The sequence below is a fragment of the Pseudomonas sp. DR208 genome (assembly GCF_019823005.1).
GTDB lineage: Bacteria > Pseudomonadota > Gammaproteobacteria > Pseudomonadales > Pseudomonadaceae > Aquipseudomonas > Aquipseudomonas extremorientalis.
The window spans coordinates 1,330,734-1,350,746 of sequence record NZ_CP081944.1 but is presented as its reverse complement, the minus strand read 5'-3'; the positions used below and the strand labels follow the sequence as shown (position 1 = coordinate 1,350,746).

The following is a 20,013-nucleotide window of genomic DNA, read 5'->3' as shown; positions in this document are numbered from 1 at the left end:
CTGATGAACAGCCAAGTAAATGCCAATGTTGTCCACGAATCCGAAGCCCAGCGCCAACATGCCCGCGTAAAAATCCCGGCCAAGCTGCGCTTCTTCAACACCGACCGCACCCAGACCGAAGCACGGGTGATCGACCTGTCCGCCGGCGGCCTGGCGTTCACCGCCACCCAGCCGTTGAACGTCGGCGAAGTGCACAAGGGCCGCCTGCAATTCGTCATCGATAACCTCGGCCTGGCCATGGACGTGGAACTGCAGATCCGCTCCTACGACCGCCAGACCGGCCGCACCGGTTGCCAGTTCCAGAACCTCGACGCCCAGGATATTTCCACCCTGCGCCACCTGATCACCTCGCACCTGTCCGGTGACATCGTGACCATGGGCGACGTGCTGGCGACCCTGCAACGTGACAACTTCACCAAGGCACGCAAGGTCAAGGACAGCGGCAGCAACATGAGCGCCGCCGGCCGCCTGCGCGCCGTGGTGTTCAGCGCGGGTATCTTCATCGTCGGCCTGGCGGCTTTCGGTTTCGTCTTCAAGTCGGTGTACGGCATGTACTTCGTCAGCCACGCCCAGGCCGGCCTGGTGAGCGTGCCCGGCATGAACGTGACCATGCCACGCGACGGCACCGTGCAGAGCCTGCTCAAGGGTGATGCGGTCGCCGCCAAAGGCGCGCCACTGGCAACCTTCAGCACCAGCATGCTCGACGTGCTCAAGGGCCACCTGGACGAAGACCAACTGCAACCGGCCAAGGTTGAAGAGCTGTTCGGCAAGCAAATGACCGGCACCCTGACTTCGCCGTGCGATTGCGTGGTGGCGCAGCAACTGGTGGCTGACGGTCAGTACGCCAGCAAGGGCGACGTGATCTTCCAACTGGTCCCACGCGGCAGCCAGGCCAACGTGGAAGCACGCTTCACCTATCGCCAGTTCGCCGATGTGCGCCCAGGTACCCCGGTGAGCTTCCAGGTGGCCGACGAGGAGCAGATCCGCACCGGCACCATCGTCAGCAGCACCAGCCTGAACAGCGCCGACCTGTCCTCCGACATCCGCGTGCAGATCAAGCCGGACGCACCGCTGGACAGCACCTACGCCGGTCGCCCGGTGGAAGTCACCAGCGACCGTGGCCCATCGCTGAACTGGCTGATCGATAAAGCCATGGCTGCGGGTCTTTAATCATGAGCGCCCTTCGAAACCTGCCGGTACCCCTGGCGCTGGCCATCGCCCTCGCCGGTTGCGCCGGCCTGCCCGACCAACGCCTGGCCAATGAAGCGCTCAAGCGTGGCGACACCGTCACCGCGCAGCAGAATTACCAGCAACTGGCGGACCTGGGCTACAGCGAGGCCCAGGTGGGCCTGGCTGACATCCAGGTAGGCACTCGCGATCCGGCGCAAATCAAACAGGCCGAAGCCACCTACCGTGCGGCAGCGGACACCTCGCCCCGCGCCCAGGCGCGCCTGGGTCGCCTGCTGGTGGCCAAGCCCGGCAGCACCGAGGCCGAACACCATGAAGCCGAAGGCCTGCTGAAAAAAGCCTTTGCCAATGGCGAAGGCAACACCCTGATTCCGCTGGCGATGCTGTACCTGCAATACCCGCACAGCTTCCCGAACGTGAATGCCCAGCGGCAGATCAGCCAATGGCAGGCCGCCGGTTACCCGGAAGCCGGCCTGGCCCAGGTGCTGCTGTATCGCACCCAGGACACCTACGACCAGCACTTGGATGACGTGGAGCGCATCTGCAAAGCCGCGCTGAACACCACCGACATTTGCTACGTCGAACTGGCCACGGTCTACCAGAAAAAAGCCGAGCCGGAAAAACAGGCCGAACTGCTCAAGCAAATGGAAGCCGGTTACAGCCGTGGCACCGTTACCGCACAGCGTGTCGACAGCGTGGCGCGTGTGCTGGGTGACGCCACCCTCGGCCAGCCGGACGAAAAAACCGCCCAGGCCCTGCTGGAAAAAATCGCCCCTGGCTACCCGGCTTCCTGGGTCAGCCTGGCGCAACTGCTCTATGACTTCCCGGAACTCGGTGACGTCGACCAGATGATGAAGTACCTGGACAACGGCCGCGCCGCCGACCAGCCGCGCGCCGAACTGTTGCTGGGCAAGCTCTACTACGAAGGCAAGTGGGTGCCGGCGGATGCCAAGGCAGCCGAAGCGCACTTCGAAAAAGCCGTGGGCAAGGAAGTGGCCGCCGATTACTACCTCGGCCAGATCTATCGCCGTGGCTACCTGGGCAAGGTCTACCCGCAAAAAGCCCTCGACCACTTGCTGACCGCTGCGCGCAACGGCCAGAACAGCGCCGACTTCGCCATCGCCCAGCTGTTTTCCCAAGGCAAGGGCACCAAGCCCGACCCATTGAACGCCTATGTCTTCAGCCAGTTGGCCAAAGCCCAGGACACCCCGGAAGCCAATGACCTGGCGGCCCAGCTTGAAGCGCCCTTGACGCCTGAACAACGCGCCCAGGGCCAACGCCTGGTGCAACAGGAACTGGCCGCCCGCGGCACCCTGGCCCAGAGCACGTTGCAACTGCACGCCCTGGATGAAGAAGACGACGGCGAGGAATCCCTATGAAGCTCAACCCATTCGTCAAGGCCGGCATCGGCCTGACCTTCGCCCTGCTGTGGTCGTGCCCGACCCTGGCCGCGCTGACCGAAGCCAAGAACTTCGGCCTGGAAGTCAAAGCCACCGCGCAGTCCGAAGATGACCGCGACCTCGGCACGCAAAAAGGCGGCGACGTCAACGGTATCGGCCTTGACCTGCGCCCGTGGATCTACGGCGAAAGCGGCGCGTGGAGCGCCTATGCCATGGGCCAGGCGGTGGCGTCCAGCGACATCATCGAGACCGACACGCTGCAACAGTCGGCCGATGACGCGAACCAGCAAACCACCAACAACGACCGCAAGGCCAAGAAAAACTACCTGGCCATGCGCGAGTTCTGGGTCGGCTACAGCGGCTTCACGCCCTACCCTGGCGAGATCCTCAAGCTGGGTCGCCAACGCCTGCGCAATGACGACGGCCAATGGCGCGACACCAACATCGAAGCGCTGAACTGGACTTTCGACACGACCCTGCTCAAGGCCAATGTCGGCGTCGCCGAACGTTTCAGCGAATACCGCACCGACCTCAAGGAACTGTCGCCAAAGGACAAGGACCGTCAGCACCTCTACGCCGACGCCGCCTACCAGTGGACGCCCGGTCAGTGGATCGGCCTGCGCGGTCACCACACCCATGACAACGGCAAGCTGGACTACCCGGAACCGGGCGTACCCACCGACTCGTTGGACAAGCGCGAAAACGGCGACCTGACCTGGCTCGGCATCGAAGCCAACAGCGACGCCTACAACTGGCGCAATACCAACACCGTCAACTACTGGGCCAGCATCACCGGCATGCAGGGCGACCGCGACACCGTCAACGCGTTGAAAGCCGACGGCAGCCGCCCCGACCAGGCCAAGCGCAGCGATGACGTGAATGGCTGGGCCACCGACCTGGGTATCCGCCTGCGCCTTGACCCGCAGTGGCAAGTGGGCGCGGCCTACTCCCGCGCCAGCGCCGAGTACGAGCAGAACGGCCTGCAAAGCAACCGTTCGAACTGGACCGGCACCCAGTCACGCGTGCACCGCTTCGGTGAAGCCTTCCGTGGCGAAATGAACAACATGCAGGCCATGAGTCTGTTCGGTTCCTGGCAGCTGCGCGAGGACTACGACGCCAGCCTGGTGTACCACAAGTTCTGGCGTGTCGACGGCAACAAGCCGGTGGGCAGCAACGGTATCGATGCGGTGCAGAACAACACCGACGACGTCACCGGCGCGATCCTGTCCAGTACTTCCCTGCCCCTTGAAGATGGTAAGAAAGACCTGGGCCAGGAGATGGACCTGATGGTCACCAAGTACTTCAAGACCGGCCTGTTGCCGGCTGCGCTCAGCCAGTCGATCGATGAGCCGTCAGCGCTGGTGCGTTTGCGTGCCGGCGTATTCAAACCGGGCGATGCCTATGGCAGCAACGTCGACTCGTACATGCATCGCGCGTTTGTCGACGTGATCTGGAAATTCTGATGGGAGCCCGCCCAATGAATGCTCAAAGCCTACTCGTCGCGGCAATGCTGTTGGCCAGTGCCACAGCGTTTGCCGACACGGCGGCCAAGGCGCCGACCATCGCCAAGGAACTGCAGCAGGCCAAGACCTACACCATTTCCAGCCCGCCTACCGCGCCGCTGGAAATGGCCAAGCCGACCCTGCCGGACCTGTCGGGCTACACCGCCGCGGCGATGGAAAAAAAGATCGTAAGGACCAAGCCGGGCAAGATCAGCATCCGCCGCATGATGCAGGAAGACGCGCTCAAGGACTTCATCGGCGGTGACAACAAGATGGCCGAATGGGTGGTGCGCCAGCACGGTATTCCCCAGGCGATCTTTGTCGACGACGGCTACATGAACCTCAAGGACCTGCTGGGCAAGGTGCCCAAGCAGTACCTGAGCGAGACCTCGCCGGGTGTGTTCCTGGCCAAGTTGCCGATCGTGGTCGGGCGCAAGGGCATCCTGGAAATCGACAAGAAGACCCAGGAGCTGCGCCTGTCCCAGGAAGGCGGTTCGTTCCTGATCAACGACGGCCAGCTGTTTGTGCAGGACACCAAGGTCACCGGCTGGAGCGAAAAGGCCAACGGCCCGGCGCTGTTCAAGTCGCCCAAGGAATTCCGCCCGTTCCTGCTGGCCTGGGGCGGTACCGAAACCTACATTTCCAACACCAAGATGGCCAGTTTCGGCTACGCCAACAGTAAGTCGTACGGGGTGAGTATTTCCCAGTACACGCCGAACATGGCCAAGGTGCTCAAGCGTCCCGAGCCGACCGGCTGGATCATCGATTCCGAGTTCTCGGACATGTGGTACGGCTTCTACTGCTACGAGACCACGGGCTTTGTGATCAAGGGTAATACCTACAAAGACAACATCGTCTACGGCATTGACCCCCACGACCGTTCCCACGGCCTGATCATCGCGGACAACACCGTCTACGGCACCAAGAAGAAGCACGGCATCATCATTTCCCGTGAAGTGAACGACAGCTTCATCTTCAACAACCGCAGCTACGACAACAAGCTCTCGGGCCTGGTAATCGACCGTAACAGCGTGAACAACCTGATCGCCGACAACGAGATCTACCGCAACCACACCGACGGCATCACCCTCTATGAGAGCGGCGACAACCTGCTGTGGGGCAACAAGGTGATCAGCAACCGCCGCCACGGCATCCGCGTGCGCAACAGCGTGAACATCAAGCTCTACGAAAACACCGCGATGGCCAACGGCCTGACCGGTGTGTACGGCCACATCAAGGATTTGACCGACACCGACCGCGACATCGCCCTCGACCCGTTCGACGCCAAAGTCTCGCTGATCGTGGTGGGCGGTGAACTGGCGGGTAACGGCAGCGGGCCGCTGTCCATCGACTCGCCGTTGAGTATCGAGCTGTACCGCGTATCGATGCTGGCACCGACCAAATCCAGCGGCATCAGCTTCTCCGGCGTGCTTGGCGATCGCCAGGAAGAGATTCTCGACCTGCTGGTGCGCCAGCAGAAAGCCGTGCTGATCGACCCTGTCGAACGCCAGACCGAAATGCAGGACTGAGGATGACCCTTATGCACCCACACATGATCAAACTGCTGAGCCTCTCGGGTCTGACCCTCGGCCTGCTCGCGGCCAGTCAGGGCGTACGCGCCGACGACGTCAAGGCGCCGACCTTCACCGCCGAGCCATGCTGCAGCCTGTGCCCGGCCGCCCATGATGCGCGCAACTACACCACGCGCTATCAGCAGAACTTCACCACCCTGGTGCAAGCCCAGGGCGACTGGTTGTTCCGCACCCAGGAAGACCTGCGTACCGAATTCGACACCACACCGTCCGGCTACAAGCGCATGCAACAGCTGCACGACGCGTTCAAGGCCAAGGGCGTGGAACTGGTGGTGGTCTACCAGCCGACCCGTGGGCTGGTGAACCGCAACAAGCTCAACCCGGAAGAAAAAGCCAAGTTCGACTTCGACAAGGCCCTGGGCAACTACAAGACCATGCTCGGCCGTTTCGCCAAGATGGGCTACGTGGTGCCGGATCTGTCGCCGCTGACCAACGAGCAACTGCCGGATGAGCTGCCGGCCCACGATTTCTACTTCCGTGGCGACCAGCACTGGACCCCGTACGGCGCCCAGCGCACTGCGAAAATCGTCGGAGCCAAAGTACGTGCGATGCCCGAGTTCGCGGATATTCCCAAGCGTGAGTTCGAAACCAAGCGCTCCGGGCGCATGGGCAAGACCGGCACCCTGCACAACATGGCCGGGCAACTGTGCGGCACCAGCTACGCGATCCAGTACATGGACCAGTTCACCACCGAGCCCAAGGGCGAAGCGGGCGACGGCGACCTGTTCGGCGATTCGGGCAACCCGCAGATCACCCTGGTGGGCACCAGCCACAGCGGCAAGAACTACAACTTCGCCGGCTTCCTGGAACAGGAAATCGGTGCCGACATCCTCAACGTCGCCTTCCCCGGCGGCGGTCTGGAAGGTTCGATGATCCAGTACCTGGGCAGCGATGAATTCCAGAAGAGCCCGCCGAAAATCCTCATCTGGGAGTTCTCGCCGCTGTATCGCCTGGACCAGGAGACCATCTACCGCCAGATGATGGCCCTGCTCGACAACGGCTGCGAAGGCAAGACCGCGCAGATGACCGCGAGCACCACCTTGAAACCCGGCAAGAACGAATTGCTGGTGAACAGTTCGAACAAAGACCTGCGTAATGCCAATCACCAGGTCGATATCCGCTTCGCCGATCCGTCGGTGAAAACCCTGCAAGCCACCCTCTGGTACATGAACGGGCGCCACGAGGACATCAAGATCGAGAAACCCGAGACATCCGATACAGACGGGCGTTTCGCCTTTGAACTGCGTACCGATGAAGACTGGGCCTCGCAGAACCTGCTGGCCGTGGAAGTGCAGGGTCCCGAAGCGGGCGCTGCTGCGCAGAAGGTCGAAGCGAAAATTTGCACACGCAACGTATTCCCGGCCGGTGGTCAACAGACCGCTTCAACTGGGAAATGAGGTTACCTATGCAGAAGTTACTGATCCCTACGCTGCTGGGCCTGGCGATGTTCGCAGGCTCCGTCAACGCCGCCGCACCGCTGCGTCCGCCACAAGGCTATTTCGCACCGATTGAAGCGTTCAAGACCGGCGACTTCAAGGAAAACTGCGACACCATGCCGGCGCCCTACACCGGGCCGCTGCAGTTTCGCAGCAAGTACGAAGGCTCGGACAAGGCGCGTTCAACCCTGAACGTGCAGTCGGAAAAAGCCTTTCGCGACAGCACCGCCGACATCACCAAGCTGGAAAAAGACACCAGCAAACGCGTGATGCAGTTCATGCGTGACGGCCGCCCCGAGCAGCTCGAATGCACCTTGAACTGGCTGGTGTCGTGGGCCAAGGCCGATGCATTGATGTCCAAGGACTTCAACCATACCGGCAAGTCCATGCGCAAGTGGGCGCTGGGCAGCATGGCCTCGGCCTATGTGCGCCTGAAGTTCTCCGACTCGCACCCGTTGGCCAATCACCAGCAGGAATCGCAACTGATCGAAGCCTGGTTCAACAAGCTCGCCGATCAAGTGGTCAGCGACTGGGACAACCTGCCCCTGGAAAAAACCAACAACCACTCCTACTGGGCCGCCTGGTCGGTGATGGCCACGTCCGTCGCCACCAACCGTCGCGACCTGTTTGATTGGGCGGTGAAGGAATACAAGGTCGGCGTGAACCAGGTCGACGACCAGGGCTTCCTGCCGAACGAATTGAAGCGTCAGCAACGCGCCCTGTCGTACCACAACTACGCTCTGCCGCCGCTGTCGATGATCGCCAGCTTTGCCCTGGTCAATGGCGTGGACCTGCGCCAGGAAAACAACGGCGCGCTCAAGCGCCTGGGCGACAAAGTGCTCGCCGGGGTCAAGGATCCCGAGATCTTCGAACAGAAGAACGGCAAGGAACAGGACATGAAGGATTTGAAGCAGGACATGAAATTCGCCTGGCTCGAACCCTTCTGCACCCTCTACACCTGCGCGCCGGATGTGCTCGAGCGCAAGCATGGGATGCAGCCGTTCAAGACCTTCCGCCTCGGGGGCGACCTGACCAAGGTCTATGACCCGACGCATGAGAAAGGCAACAAAGGTTCCTGACGAAACGCGGTAAAAAATGTGGGAGGGGGCTTGCCCCCGATAGCAGGGTGTCATTCAACACAGATGGCGACTGTTACACCGCCATCGGGGGCAAGCCCCCTCCCACAGTTCGAGTCGGTTTCGTCAGTTGGAATGTTGTACGGCCCGCCCCCGATTTTTCGTGGGGGGGTTTGGGGGGGCTCTGGCCCTTGACTGTTGGTTAAACATGGAGAGATCGGGATGGTTTTCTCGTCCAATGTGTTCCTGTTTCTGTTCTTGCCGATCTTTCTCGGCTTGTACTACTTGAGCGGGCAACGCTATCGCAACCTGCTGCTGCTGATTGCCAGCTACGTGTTCTACGCCTGGTGGCGAGTGGACTTCCTGGCGCTGTTCGCCGCCGTGACGCTGTGGAACTACTGGATCGGCCTGAAAGTCGGTGCCGCCGGTGTGCGCACCAAGCCGGCCCAGCGCTGGCTGCTGCTCGGCGTGGCGGTCGACCTGTGCATCCTCGGCTACTTCAAGTACGCCAACTTCGGCGTCGACAGCATCAACGTGATGATGAAGTCGGCGGGCCTTGAGCCGTTCATCCTGACCCACGTGCTGCTGCCGATCGGTATCTCGTTCTACATCTTCGAGTCGATCAGCTACATCATCGACGTGTACCGTGGCGATACCCCGGCGACCCGCAACCTGATCGACTTTGCGGCGTTCGTGGCGATCTTCCCGCACCTGATTGCCGGCCCGGTACTGCGCTTTCGCGACCTGGCCGACCAGTTCAACAACCGCACCCACACCCTCGACAAATTCTCCGAGGGCTGCACACGGTTCATGCAGGGTTTCATCAAGAAGGTGTTCATTGCCGACACCCTGGCAGTCGTCGCCGACCACTGCTTCGCCCTGCAGAACCCCACCACCGGCGATGCCTGGCTCGGCGCGCTGGCCTACACCGCACAGCTGTACTTCGACTTCTCCGGCTACAGCGACATGGCCATCGGCCTGGGCTTGATGATGGGCTTCCGCTTCATGGAAAACTTCAAGCAGCCCTACATCAGCCAGTCGATCACCGAGTTCTGGCGGCGCTGGCACATCAGCCTGTCCACCTGGCTGCGTGACTACCTGTACATCACCCTGGGCGGCAACCGTAAAGGCACGCTGACCACCTACCGCAACCTGTTCCTGACCATGCTGCTCGGTGGCCTGTGGCACGGTGCGAACATCACCTACATCGTATGGGGCGCGTGGCACGGCATGTGGCTGGCGATTGAAAAAGCCATCGGCCTCAACACCGCGCCACGCAGCTTCAACGTCGTGCGCTGGGCCTTCACCTTCCTGCTGGTGGTGATGGGCTGGGTGATCTTCCGCGCCGAAAACCTGCACGTCGCCGGCCGTATGTACGGTGCGATGTTCAGCTTTGGCGAGTGGTCGCTGTCGGAACTTAACCGCGCCAACCTCACCGGCCTGCAAGTGGCAACCCTGGTGGTGGCCTACGCAACCCTGGCGTTCTTCGGCCTGCGCGATTTCTACACCAATCGCCCTGCCGAGAAGACCAAGCCGGCCGACCCGAGCCTGATCAAGGCCGTGCCGGGCGACAACCCCAGCAGCATCCACGAGCCCGGCTTCACCGTGGGCCAGGATGCCGCTGTGCAACCGGCCTACTGGACCGCTGACTGGCCACGCTACGCCATGCGCGCTGCGGTGCTGCTGCTGTTCGTGGCGTCGATTCTCAAACTGTCGGCGCAGAGTTTCTCGCCGTTCCTTTACTTCCAATTCTGAGGGAGCCGACCATGACCCGTTCATTACGCGTCCTCTATATCGGCCTGTTCCTGGTGGTGTTGCTCGCCCTGGGCGCCTGGTCGCTGCGCAGCTTCTTCGGCTTCAGCACCAATGCCGACGCCACCGTGCTCAACGGTCGCTGGACCAAGGCGGTCGAGACCCACTACGACGACCAGTTCCCGATCAAGCGCCTGGGCACCAACCTGTGGGCGGCGCTGGACTACAAGCTGTTCAATGAAGGCCGTCCCGGCGTGGTGCTGGGCCGCGATCACTGGTTGTACAGCGACGAGGAGTTCAACCCCGCCGTCAACGAAGACCAGAACCTGGAAGGTAACTACGCGCTGGTCGAAGGCGTACGCCAGAAGCTCAAGGCCCAGGGCATCCAACTGGTGATGGCGATCGTGCCGGCCAAGGTGCGCCTGTACCCGGAACACCTGGGTGAAGTGAAGCCGGCGAGCATCCACGCCAACCTGTACCAGGACTTCCACGCCCGTGTCGCCGCCGACAAGATCATCGCCCCGGACCTGCTCGGCCCGCTGCAACAGGCCAAGCTCGGCGGCAAGCAGGTGTTCCTGCGCACCGACACCCACTGGACCCCGGACGGCGCTGAAATCGCGGCCAAGCAATTGGCCAAGACCATTGCCGCCAAGACCCCACTGAGCGGCGAGCCCCAGCGTTTTGTCACCGAGGCCGAGAGCACCACACCGCACAAAGGCGACCTGCGTCTGTTCCTGCCGCTGGACCCGCTGTTCGAAAACCTGATGCCGCCGCAAGAGCCGCTGCAAAAACGCGTCACGCACCTGGCCGAAACCAAAGGCGACGACGCGCTGTTCAGCGACAGCGAAACCCCGGTGGCGCTGGTGGGCACCAGCTACAGCGCCAACCCCAACTGGAATTTCGTCGGCGCCCTCAAGCAAGCCCTGGGCAGCGACGTGGTCAGCTACGCCGAAGACGGCCACGGCCCGATCCTGCCGATGCTCAGCTACCTGAAAAGCGATGACTTCAAGAACAGCCCGCCCCAGGTGCTGATCTGGGAGTTTCCTGAACGTTATCTGCCCGTGAACAACGAAATCGGTGATGCCGACCCCGCGTGGGTTGCGCAGCTTAAACAAACCGGTTCGCGCCAACAGAACATGGCCATCAACACTAAATCCGAGACGCCCGACCGGGCGCAAAACTGAAAGAGAGGTAACTCACATGACTTTCACTACAACTCCTCGTCGTCTCGCTAAAACCCTGGCCATCGCAGCCGGTTTGAGCTTCGTATCGATGTCCGCCTTCGCCGGTGGCGACGCCGCCCTGTACGGCCCTACCGCGCCAAAAGGCTCGAGCTTCGTGCGCATCTACAACGCCAGCAACCAGGAAGTCAGCGCTACCGTCGGCGCCACCAACCTGAGCGACGTGGCCCCACTGGCCAGCAGCGACTTCAGCTTCATGCCCGGCGGTGACTACAGCGCCAAGGTCGGCAGCCAGACCGTACCGGTCAAGCTCGCTCCGGACCACTACTACACCCTGGTCAACAGCGGTAGCGGCCAGCCACAACTGATCGAAGAACCGCCGTTCAAGAACAAGCAGAAATCCCTGGTGCGCGTGCAGAACCTCAGCGACAAGGCCCTGACCCTGAAAACCGCCGATGGCAAGACCGATGTGGTCAAGTCAGTGGCAGCCAAGGGCCGTGGCGAGCGTGAGATCAACCCGGTGAAAGTAAGCCTGGCGTTGTATGACGGTGACAAGAAAGTCGGCGATGTGAAGCCGGTTGCGTTGGAACGCGGTGAAGCGGCGGTGCTGTATGTGACGGGCTCCGGTTCGAGCCTCTCGCCAGTCTGGGTCAAACGCCCAGTGTCGACCCGCTAAAGCATTTTTCCGGGTTGGTTGAGACCAACCCGGACCGAGACAAAAACAAGAGTGAAACGACAAACCTTCGTAGCTCTGACCCATATCGATTCAAGGAGAAACCCCCATGATTCCAGTCATCCTTTCCGGTGGTAGCGGCTCACGTCTTTGGCCGCTTTCCCGTAAACAGTTCCCTAAACAGTTCCTGGCCCTGACCGGTGAACACACGCTGTTCCAGCAGACCCTGGAGCGCCTGGTGTTCGAAGGCATGGACACCCCGATCGTGGTCTGCAACAAGGACCACCGCTTTATCGTCAACGAACAACTGGCCGCCCGTAAGTTGGAAAGCCAACGCATCCTGATGGAGCCGTTCGGCCGCAACACCGCCCCGGCCGTGGCCCTCACCGCGATGATGCTGGTCAACGAAGGCCGTGACGAGCTGATGCTGGTGCTGCCCGCCGACCACGTGATCGACGACCAGAAAGCCCTGCAACGCGCCCTGGCCCTGGCCACCGTGGCCGCAGAGCGTGGCGAGATGGTGCTGTTTGGCGTGCCGGCCACCCGCCCGGAAACCGGTTATGGCTACATCAAGTCCACCAACGATTCGCTGCTGCCCGAAGGCGTGAGCCGCGTCGAGCAGTTCGTGGAAAAACCCAATGAAAAACGCGCGGTCGAGTTCGTCAAAAGCGGCGGTTACTTCTGGAACAGCGGCATGTTCCTGTTCCGCGCCAGCCGCTTCCTCGAAGAGCTGAAAAAGCACGACCCGGACATCTACGACACCTGCCTGCTGACCCTGGAACGCAGCGAACAGACCGCCGATACCGTGTCGTTCGACGAAGCCACCTTCGCCTGCTGCCCGGACAATTCCATCGACTACGCCGTGATGGAAAAAACCCAGCGCGCCTGTGTGGTGCCACTGAGTGCCGGTTGGAGCGACGTGGGCTGCTGGGCCTCGCTGTGGGCGGTCAACGACAAAGACGTCCACGGTAACGTCAGCAAAGGCGACGTGGTGATCCAGGACAGCCGCAACTGCATGATCCACGGCAACGGCAAGCTGGTGTCGGTGATCGGCCTGGACAACATCGTAGTGGTGGAAACCAAGGACGCGATGATGATTGCCCACAAGGACAAGGTCCAGGGCGTGAAGCAGATGGTCAACACCCTCAACGACCAGGGCCGCAGCGAAACCCAGAACCACTGTGAAGTGTACCGTCCGTGGGGCTCCTACGATTCGGTGGACATGGGCGGCCGCTTCCAGGTCAAGCACATCTCGGTCAAGCCGGGCGCGTGCCTGTCGCTGCAGATGCACCACCATCGCGCCGAACACTGGATCGTGGTCAGTGGCACGGCCGAAGTCACCTGTGACGAGAACGTGTTCCTGCTCACCGAGAACCAGTCCACCTACATCCCGATCGCCTCGGTGCACCGCCTGCGCAACCCGGGCAAGATCCCGTTGGAGATCATCGAAGTGCAATCGGGCAGCTACTTGGGTGAAGACGATATCGAGCGCTTTGAAGATATCTACGGTCGCTCCACACCGGTAGAACGTGGCGTGTCGGTGAAAACTATCGCGCAGTAAAACAGTCGTACAAGAAGCCCTCGCCCAGCCCATTGCGTCCCCTATCCGCAGTGGATTGGGTGGGGGCTTTTCTCGTTCAAGGGTTCTCTACACCTATCAGCGGACGCCCCCATTGTGTCCCATCGAATTGACGCCCCAATTTCTTGGGGAAAAGGCGTTGTAATTGCCGCTGGAGTGATCTTTCCCCGCGTTTTTGAATTGATCCTTGCCAAGTTTTTCAGCGGCCTTCCCTCCCCACATAAGCGCCCCACCTGCGGCTTTGGAGGCAAATCCCCCGGAGTTGGACACCGTCTTTCCGAGCACCTTGGCCATTCCCCCGACAACGGTCAGAGCGGCCCCCTGGGCTTTGTCCTTGTTATTGTTGTAGAGCGGTGGGAAGAAGTACGCATTCAGTTTTTCGTTGACGCCTTGCAGAACCGTTTGTCGCAGGTTTGTAAGCCCCATGTTTTGCATACGAGTGAATTGACGCGAGCTGACCTCCTCCCTGGGGGCTTGATCGATTGTTCCCAGCACGACAGGCGCTGATACAGATGCAGGTACTACAGGAGAAATCTGCGCAGGAGCGAGGATGTTTGGAATGGTCATGGTGGATCTCACTTCGTAAGATGACAGTTGGGTTACTGAAGGGCTGACAGAGCGTTTGCGTGCCCGGCTTTTTGTAAAAAGACTCCACACTGGTACGTGTCTCGAAGCCAATAAACACCTGGAGTGGTAGGGTTCAGCGGCGTCGGCAGTCCCACTCGGGCGAGCTCCCGAGGGCGATCGTCGGACGTCCTGCAAGATCGAATTTTTCGGCGCCATGTGCTTGGGCAACCTTGCCTCCCACAATCATCACTAGACCCAAGGCTTTGGAGAGAGGGCAACCGCTGGAAGCTAACTTTTGCCCAGCCTCCTGCACGGCCATGCCGCCCACGGCAATACCCACACCCTTGGCGCTCATGCCGCAGTTACGCGATTGCAGCAGGACTTGCCCCAGGTTTGTCAGCTTCTGAGGCTGCCTACGCGAAAACGGGCGTGCTCCTGCCGCGTCAATCGTTTGCGTGAGCGATGCAGGGAAGGGCTGCTCGGCCGCTTTTGAAGATGTCATAAGCGCGGTCGCCACCGACGCTAGGGAAGAGGTAACCTCAGGAGTAAGAAGGGCTGCAATAGTCATCGTTTATCTCACTTGATCAGACTGCGATGGGTACATCCTGGACAATCCGTACCTCCCTGTTATAGCTCTGTGGACAAAATGCGTGGGCCGGTTCCTTGCACAGGAAAACTGATCCTGCGTTAGGCATCCACACCCGCCCGCGAGTAGGATGTTTTATCCGCATATGAGACTGTCATCATGTTCTTTGGCGTTCTACTGATCATCACTTGGCTGGTCCTGCTACTGCGCTACCCGGCCAGAGCCTTGCCGGTGTCGCTGGCCGCCGCCGTGGGCCTGGGATTCGTGGCGATCTGGGTGGTATGGCTGGACAACCGCGAAGCCTCGCAACTGGCGCGCCTGGAACTGCGCATCAGCTACGCCCCGCAAGAGTGCCCGGCCGACCGCCCGCTCAAGTTGACCCTCAACAACGGCAACGATGTACCGCTGACCGAACTGCGCTGGCGCGTCGCCGCCTATGCACCGGGCGACTCGGTCAACCTGGCCGACAACGTCTACGCCGCCCCCCGCTATCGCGGCCCCGGCGAGTTGCAGGCCGGGGCGACATGGGATGACTGCCTGCCCACCCCGCCCTTGCGCCCTGGCTATCGCCCGCAAACCCTGGAATTTCGTGCCGAGCACCTGCAAGGCAGTTTTTCGGACTGACAAAGGATTGATCCATGCCCAACGTAATGATCACCGGCTGTTCCAGCGGCATCGGCCGTGCCCTGGCGGACGCATTCAAAGCCGCCGGCTACACGGTATGGGCCAGCGCCCGCCGCCCGGAAGACGTCGCCGCCCTCGCCACTGCCGGCTTTAATGCCGTCGAACTGGACGTCAACGACAGCGCCGCGTTGCAACAGCTGGCCGAACAACTGGGCGAATTGGATGTACTGGTCAACAACGCCGGTTATGGCGCTATGGGGCCGTTGCTCGACGGTGGCACCGAGGCGATGCAACGCCAATTCGAGACCAATGTGTTTTCCATCGTCGGCGTGACCCAGGCGCTGTTCCCGGCCCTGCGCCGCAGCAAGGGAGTGGTGGTAAATATCGGTAGTGTTTCCGGTGTGCTGGTAACGCCGTTTGCGGGGGCCTATTGCGCGTCAAAAGCCGCCGTGCATGCCTTGAGCGACGCGCTGCGCATGGAACTGGCGCCGTTCGGCGTGCAGGTCATGGAAGTGCAACCCGGCGCCATCAACACCCGTTTTGCGAAAAACGCCGGCGCGCAGGTCGAACTGTTGATCAATGAACAATCGCCATGGTGGCCGTTGCGCGACGGCATCCGTGCGCGCAGCCAGGCTTCCCAGGACAAGCCGACGCCAGCCAATGTGTTTGCGGCGGATGTATTGAAAGCTGTGCAACAACCACAACCGCCCCGTCTGCTGCGCTCGGGCAATGGGAGCCGCGCGTTACCGTTGATGGCGGCGTTGTTGCCCAAAGGGTTGCTGGAGAAGGTGTTGAAGAAACGCTTCGGGCTGGCCGGTTCGCTCTAACCCTTCATAAAGTCAATGAACGCCCGCACCTTCAGGGGCAAATGTCGGGTGTCCGGATACATCGCGTAGATCCCTTGCGGGGCAAAGCGATGGTCCGGCAACAGGCGCACTAATCGTCCGGCGTCCAGGTCATCCTGCACCAGCCATTGCGGCAACACCGCCACACCGTGCCCACGCACGGCGAAGGCTTGGAGAACGGCTGCGCTGTCGGCGACTAGCGACGCATCGCCGGGGCGATAAGAATGTTCGCCGGCTTGTGGATCGGTCACGCTCAACTCCGTCAATCGGCTATGTCCCAGCTTGGGCAACTGTTCCAAGTCATCCAGCGTATCAACCCCTCCAAACTGTGGTGCCGCCACGGCGAACACCTCGAAAGTCGACAACTGCACCGCGCGGTGAGTGGAGTCCAGTAAGCGTCCCAACCGAATCGCCACGTCGAAACGCTCGGAGATCAGGTCCGCGTGAGTGGAGGATGTGGATAAGTGTATGTTCAGGTCCGGGTGCAGGCGGCGGAAGGCTTCGACCGCCGGGGCAACCACGGCCAATGCGTATTCCACGGTGGTGGTGATGCGCAACGTGCCTTTGAGTTGGGCATGCTCCGAGCGCGCCTCCTCCACCGCCAATCGCGCCTCTTCGAGCATGCGTGTGCAGCGCACGTAGAAGCGTTCGCCGGCATCGGTCAGCGCCAGTTGGCGGGTGTTGCGGGTCAGCAGAGTGACGCCCAGTTCTGCTTCCAGACGCTTGAGGTTGAAACTGACCACGGCGCGAGTCTGGCCCAACAGGTCAGCGGCAGCGGTGAGAGAACCGGCCTCGACCACGGCCTGGAAGGTGTCGAATCGGTCCAGGCTGACCATCGGCGGCGCCCTCCTTTGTCAAAATATTTTTGACAAAGTAACAGGCAAATCGACGTATCCCAAACAGCATGACCCGCCTACCCTGCCCGCTTCACTCGCTGGATCACACCCATGACCTACCGCTCGAAAGTCGCCTGGATCTTTTTATTGGGTTTTGCCCTGGACCTGGTGAACATGTTTGTCGCCACGGTCGCCTACCCGGATATCGCCCACGAACTGCATGCCTCGGTCACACAACTGGCATGGATCAGCAACGCCTATCTGATCGGCCTGACCGTGATCATTCCGCTCAGTGTCTGGTTGGCTGCGGTGATGGGGGAGCGAACGCTGATCGCGGCAAGCCTGTTGCTGTTCGCCGGGGCGTCGGTGATGGTGGGCCAGGCGAGTTCGATTGAAACACTGATCGGCTGGCGTGCCCTGCAAGGGCTGGGCGGTGGCTTGCTGATTCCCGTCGGGCAGGCCATGGCTTACCGGCATTTCCCGGCGGCTGAACGCAGCCAACTGACAGCGCGAGTGATGTCGGTGGCATTGCTGGTGCCGGCGCTGTCTCCGGCTCTGGGTGGTTTGATTGTCGACAACGTGTCGTGGCGCTGGATCTTCTACGCCAATCTGCCACTGGCGTTGATGACCCTGCTGCTGACCGTTCTATGGATAAAACCTGACAGGCCGTCGAGCCGTCGTGTGCCACTGGACGTGGGCAGTATTTTCCAACAGCTGCGCAGCCCAATGCTGCGCACCGCGATGCTGATCTACCTGTGCATCCCCGGTGTGTTTATCGGTACCAGCCTCATCGCCATACTCTATCTTCGCGGCCTCGGGTACGACGCCACACAGACCGGCGCCTTGATGCTGCCGTGGGCACTGGCGTCGGCACTGGCGATTTTGCTCAGCAAAAAACTGTTCAACCGTTGTGGTCCGAAGCCGTTGTTGTTGGCGGGCATGCTGCTGCAATGCCTGGGCATCCTGTTGCTGAATGGCCCTGCACTGATCATTCCAGCCTATTTGTTGATGGGGTTGGGAGGCAGCCTGTGCAGCAGCACCGCGCAGACCCTGGCCTTTCTCGATATTCCCGCTGAACGCATGGGCCACGCCAGCGCCTTGTGGAACATCAATCGGCAAGTGAGCTTCTGCCTGGGCGCAGCCATACTCAGCGCACTGTTGTCGGCCTTGGATTCCTTCGCCATAACCTTCACGATGGCGGCAGCCCTGACCCTGCTGCCTCTTTTTGCGGTGCTGCGTCTGGATACGTCCCGAATACGCGCATTGCTTCACCCTGCCAGCGAGCCTCACCGATGATCGATTACAGCGATTTTTTTGACGAAGTGATCCAGACCCATGTCGAGATCGAACAATGGTTTGCCGGCGTTGCGCCCGAAGGCACCTTGCAGAACCTGCTCGCGCGCTTCTCCCCGGAATTCAGCATGGTTGCCCCGGCGACCGGCGCACGGGTGAATGCGGCCGGGGTCAATGCCCTGTTCACTCGCTTGGGCGGCATGCGCCCGGGATTGAAAATCACCTTGAGCGAGATGGCCGGTATCGATCGCCATGCACGTGGCGCGACGGTGACTTACCGCGAGCATCAGGTGGACGCCAGCGGCACGCAGACGGATCGCCGCGCAACCGTGGTGTTCGAGAAGCAGGCCAGTGGTGCACTGTTGTGGCGCCATTTGCATGAAACGTTTATCGCGCAATGACATAGCTACTCAGGCCGCGTCCTACAAAAAACAGCGAACGGCCTGACATCATTACAAGTCAACATTCCCCAGCCTCCTTCACCTCTGTCGACTCACAGGTGAAAGGATGCCCAGGGATTTTCTGCAAAGCGGTGTGCCGCAAGCGCATACCACTACTCGCCAGCGGCTGACCAGTCTGCTGGACCTGCCCAAGCTCTATCGAACCATAGACGCCGACCCGGCCATCGTCGGGGCCGCAGTGGTGTATATCGGCAGTGATTATCAGGTGACGGTACTGCGTGAGTTTGTGCCGCTGTGCAGTATCAGGCCCAAGCGCGTGATGTTGCGGGAAATGGCGGGGCCGATCAGGGCGGCAGAAGAATATGCGCAGCTGGCGGCAAGTTCGCCGCGTGAGTCGCAGGTGTGGAAAGAAGCATCGGGAGTCGTGAGTTCCTGCGGCGGGGCTGTAATAGGCATCATAATTGCGAAGGCAGGAATCGCGGCGGCACCGTTCAGCGCAGGTACCAGTCTTGCTTTGTCCTACGTTGCTTTGGCCGGCACGGCTGCAAGCGGCGTGCAATGCCTCAACAGTCTATGGCGGACCTACAATGAGTTCGTCAACCCCGCCGAGAACGACTACTACGACTCGTTAGGTTGGTACCAGACAATGACCGTCGCTCTAGACGGAATCTCACTCGTCGGTGCGGGAAGCACTACGTTTGCCACGGTAAAAACGATTATGGCGATCAAACATTCGACGGGGCGCGAAGTCACTGATGTCTTGAGGCATATGAGTCGTCAGGAACGCGCAAAGCTAACCACCGAAGTATTACGCCTGAAAAACCCTCGTCACCCCAGTGCAATGGTTCGCCTGAAACAGTTGTCTGGGCAGTTGCCCAGACGCTTCAGCAATTCCCAGATACGCCTAAGCATCATGACTCAGATCCAAGACCAAATCGGCGCCACTTTGGCTGTCGCGGGCAGCACTCTATCCGGAAACGTCAATCACGTGATCGTTGCACTCTACGAGGAGTTCGACAGCCATGAAATATAGCGTCGACCCCTTCCGGGAGTATTTAATTTGGCGACGTTATGCGTACCGTTTTTTACCGGTATGGGGTGGCGCCTTACTGCTTTGCTTGAATACGATTGCCGGCAACATGGCGCATAGCCTCTCGTACTACGCAGCGCTCTATCACCTATCGACCGAGTATTCTTTCGGAACCGGCGTAGCACTCTGCTTGATCTTCTACGTGGGCCAAGCGATGTTGTGGGAAGGATCCCGTCATGCATTTCGAGTACTTGTAACTGTGATCATCGCGAATATCTTGCTCTCGATCGCCTATCTGGGCAGCCACGCTGTGACATTGCTCAACCTATTGCCGCTATTCTCGGCTCTGCTTTACATCTTGGTTCTCAACTCAAAAAAACATCGCCGTTTTACCAGCATCTTGAGAGTGAAACGCCGTCGCGAAGTGCGGGCCAACGCACGCCGCCAATAGC

Annotated in this window: 19 protein-coding genes; 16 read left to right on the top strand and 3 right to left on the bottom strand. The window is 60.8% G+C overall.

The features are described from left to right. The first annotated feature begins 3 nt into the window (after window positions 1-3). The 10 genes from K5K89_RS05930 (at window position 4) to K5K89_RS05885 (ending at window position 13,361) form a co-directional block, all read left to right on the top strand. On the top strand, window positions 4-1,170 hold the full coding sequence (locus K5K89_RS05930; RefSeq protein ID WP_222541020.1) for an alginate biosynthesis protein Alg44: 1,167 nt from the start codon (window positions 4-6) through the stop codon (window positions 1,168-1,170). A 2-nt stretch (window positions 1,171-1,172) separates the two neighbouring features. After that, entirely contained in the window at window positions 1,173-2,567 is a 1,395-nt protein-coding gene (gene algK / locus K5K89_RS05925) for an alginate biosynthesis TPR repeat lipoprotein AlgK (protein WP_071488568.1), read from the top strand. Further along, window positions 2,564-4,051: an alginate export family protein gene (locus K5K89_RS05920; protein WP_222541019.1), complete on the top strand. Its 1,488-nt coding sequence runs from the start codon at window positions 2,564-2,566 to the stop codon at window positions 4,049-4,051. The genes algK and K5K89_RS05920 overlap by 4 nt, the downstream gene beginning before the upstream one ends. Then, window positions 4,051-5,619 carry a mannuronan 5-epimerase AlgG gene (gene algG / locus K5K89_RS05915; protein ID WP_222541018.1) on the top strand — a complete coding sequence of 523 codons (1,569 nt, stop codon included), beginning with the start codon at window positions 4,051-4,053 and terminating at the stop codon, window positions 5,617-5,619. The genes K5K89_RS05920 and algG overlap by 1 nt, the downstream gene beginning before the upstream one ends. Window positions 5,620-5,630: 11 nt before the next feature. Beyond that, window positions 5,631-7,079, top strand: a complete 1,449-nt coding sequence (locus tag K5K89_RS05910) for an alginate O-acetyltransferase (RefSeq protein WP_071489094.1) — start codon at window positions 5,631-5,633, stop codon at window positions 7,077-7,079. Between the two features lie 8 nt (window positions 7,080-7,087). After that, window positions 7,088-8,197: a mannuronate-specific alginate lyase gene (locus K5K89_RS05905; RefSeq protein WP_092240845.1), complete on the top strand. Its 1,110-nt coding sequence runs from the start codon at window positions 7,088-7,090 to the stop codon at window positions 8,195-8,197. A gap of 219 nt (window positions 8,198-8,416) precedes the next feature. Then, window positions 8,417-9,949, top strand: a complete 1,533-nt coding sequence (locus K5K89_RS05900; protein WP_222541017.1) for an MBOAT family O-acyltransferase — start codon at window positions 8,417-8,419, stop codon at window positions 9,947-9,949. Between the two features lie 11 nt (window positions 9,950-9,960). Next, on the top strand, window positions 9,961-11,130 hold the full coding sequence (locus K5K89_RS05895) for an alginate O-acetyltransferase (RefSeq protein ID WP_222541016.1): 1,170 nt from the start codon (window positions 9,961-9,963) through the stop codon (window positions 11,128-11,130). A 16-nt stretch (window positions 11,131-11,146) separates the two neighbouring features. Continuing rightward, a complete protein-coding gene (locus K5K89_RS05890; protein WP_058422926.1) occupies window positions 11,147-11,803 on the top strand; it encodes an alginate O-acetyltransferase AlgF in 657 nt (218 codons plus the stop codon). 106 nt (window positions 11,804-11,909) lie between these two features. Further along, window positions 11,910-13,361: a mannose-1-phosphate guanylyltransferase/mannose-6-phosphate isomerase gene (locus K5K89_RS05885; RefSeq protein ID WP_071488563.1), complete on the top strand. Its 1,452-nt coding sequence runs from the start codon at window positions 11,910-11,912 to the stop codon at window positions 13,359-13,361. A 96-nt stretch (window positions 13,362-13,457) separates the two neighbouring features. On the opposite strand, the gene K5K89_RS05880 is transcribed toward K5K89_RS05885, so the two are convergent. Both K5K89_RS05880 and K5K89_RS05875 read right to left on the bottom strand, forming a co-directional pair. Then, window positions 13,458-13,946 (bottom strand): hypothetical protein, encoded by a 489-nt coding sequence (locus K5K89_RS05880; RefSeq protein WP_222541015.1) that lies wholly within the window; start codon window positions 13,944-13,946, stop codon window positions 13,458-13,460. 133 nt (window positions 13,947-14,079) lie between these two features. Next, window positions 14,080-14,514 carry a hypothetical protein gene (locus K5K89_RS05875; RefSeq protein WP_071488561.1) on the bottom strand — a complete coding sequence of 145 codons (435 nt, stop codon included), beginning with the start codon at window positions 14,512-14,514 and terminating at the stop codon, window positions 14,080-14,082. 177 nt (window positions 14,515-14,691) lie between these two features. Here K5K89_RS05875 and K5K89_RS05870 point away from each other — a divergent pair, with 177 nt between their 5' ends. Together K5K89_RS05870 and K5K89_RS05865 are read left to right on the top strand one after the other, a co-directional pair. Next, window positions 14,692-15,156, top strand: a complete 465-nt coding sequence (locus K5K89_RS05870; protein WP_093512417.1) for a multidrug transporter — start codon at window positions 14,692-14,694, stop codon at window positions 15,154-15,156. Window positions 15,157-15,170: 14 nt separating this feature from the next. Beyond that, window positions 15,171-15,983, top strand: a complete 813-nt coding sequence (locus tag K5K89_RS05865; RefSeq protein WP_222541014.1) for an SDR family oxidoreductase — start codon at window positions 15,171-15,173, stop codon at window positions 15,981-15,983. On the opposite strand, the gene K5K89_RS05860 is transcribed toward K5K89_RS05865, so the two are convergent. Next, a complete protein-coding gene (locus K5K89_RS05860) occupies window positions 15,980-16,837 on the bottom strand; it encodes a LysR family transcriptional regulator (protein WP_222541013.1) in 858 nt (285 codons plus the stop codon). The genes K5K89_RS05865 and K5K89_RS05860 overlap by 4 nt on opposite strands. Before the next feature lie 111 nt (window positions 16,838-16,948). Between K5K89_RS05860 and K5K89_RS05855 the strand changes: the two genes are divergently transcribed. From K5K89_RS05855 to K5K89_RS05840, 4 genes are all read left to right on the top strand, one after another. Beyond that, on the top strand, window positions 16,949-18,133 hold the full coding sequence (locus K5K89_RS05855) for an MFS transporter (protein ID WP_222541012.1): 1,185 nt from the start codon (window positions 16,949-16,951) through the stop codon (window positions 18,131-18,133). Continuing rightward, on the top strand, window positions 18,130-18,531 hold the full coding sequence (locus K5K89_RS05850) for a DUF4440 domain-containing protein (protein WP_071488553.1): 402 nt from the start codon (window positions 18,130-18,132) through the stop codon (window positions 18,529-18,531). Before K5K89_RS05855 ends, K5K89_RS05850 begins: the two co-directional genes overlap by 4 nt. A gap of 106 nt (window positions 18,532-18,637) precedes the next feature. Continuing rightward, entirely contained in the window at window positions 18,638-19,564 is a 927-nt protein-coding gene (locus K5K89_RS05845) for an NAD synthetase (RefSeq protein WP_222541011.1), read from the top strand. Then, entirely contained in the window at window positions 19,554-20,012 is a 459-nt protein-coding gene (locus K5K89_RS05840) for a hypothetical protein (RefSeq protein ID WP_222541010.1), read from the top strand. The genes K5K89_RS05845 and K5K89_RS05840 overlap by 11 nt, the downstream gene beginning before the upstream one ends. Window position 20,013 lies beyond the last annotated feature (1 nt).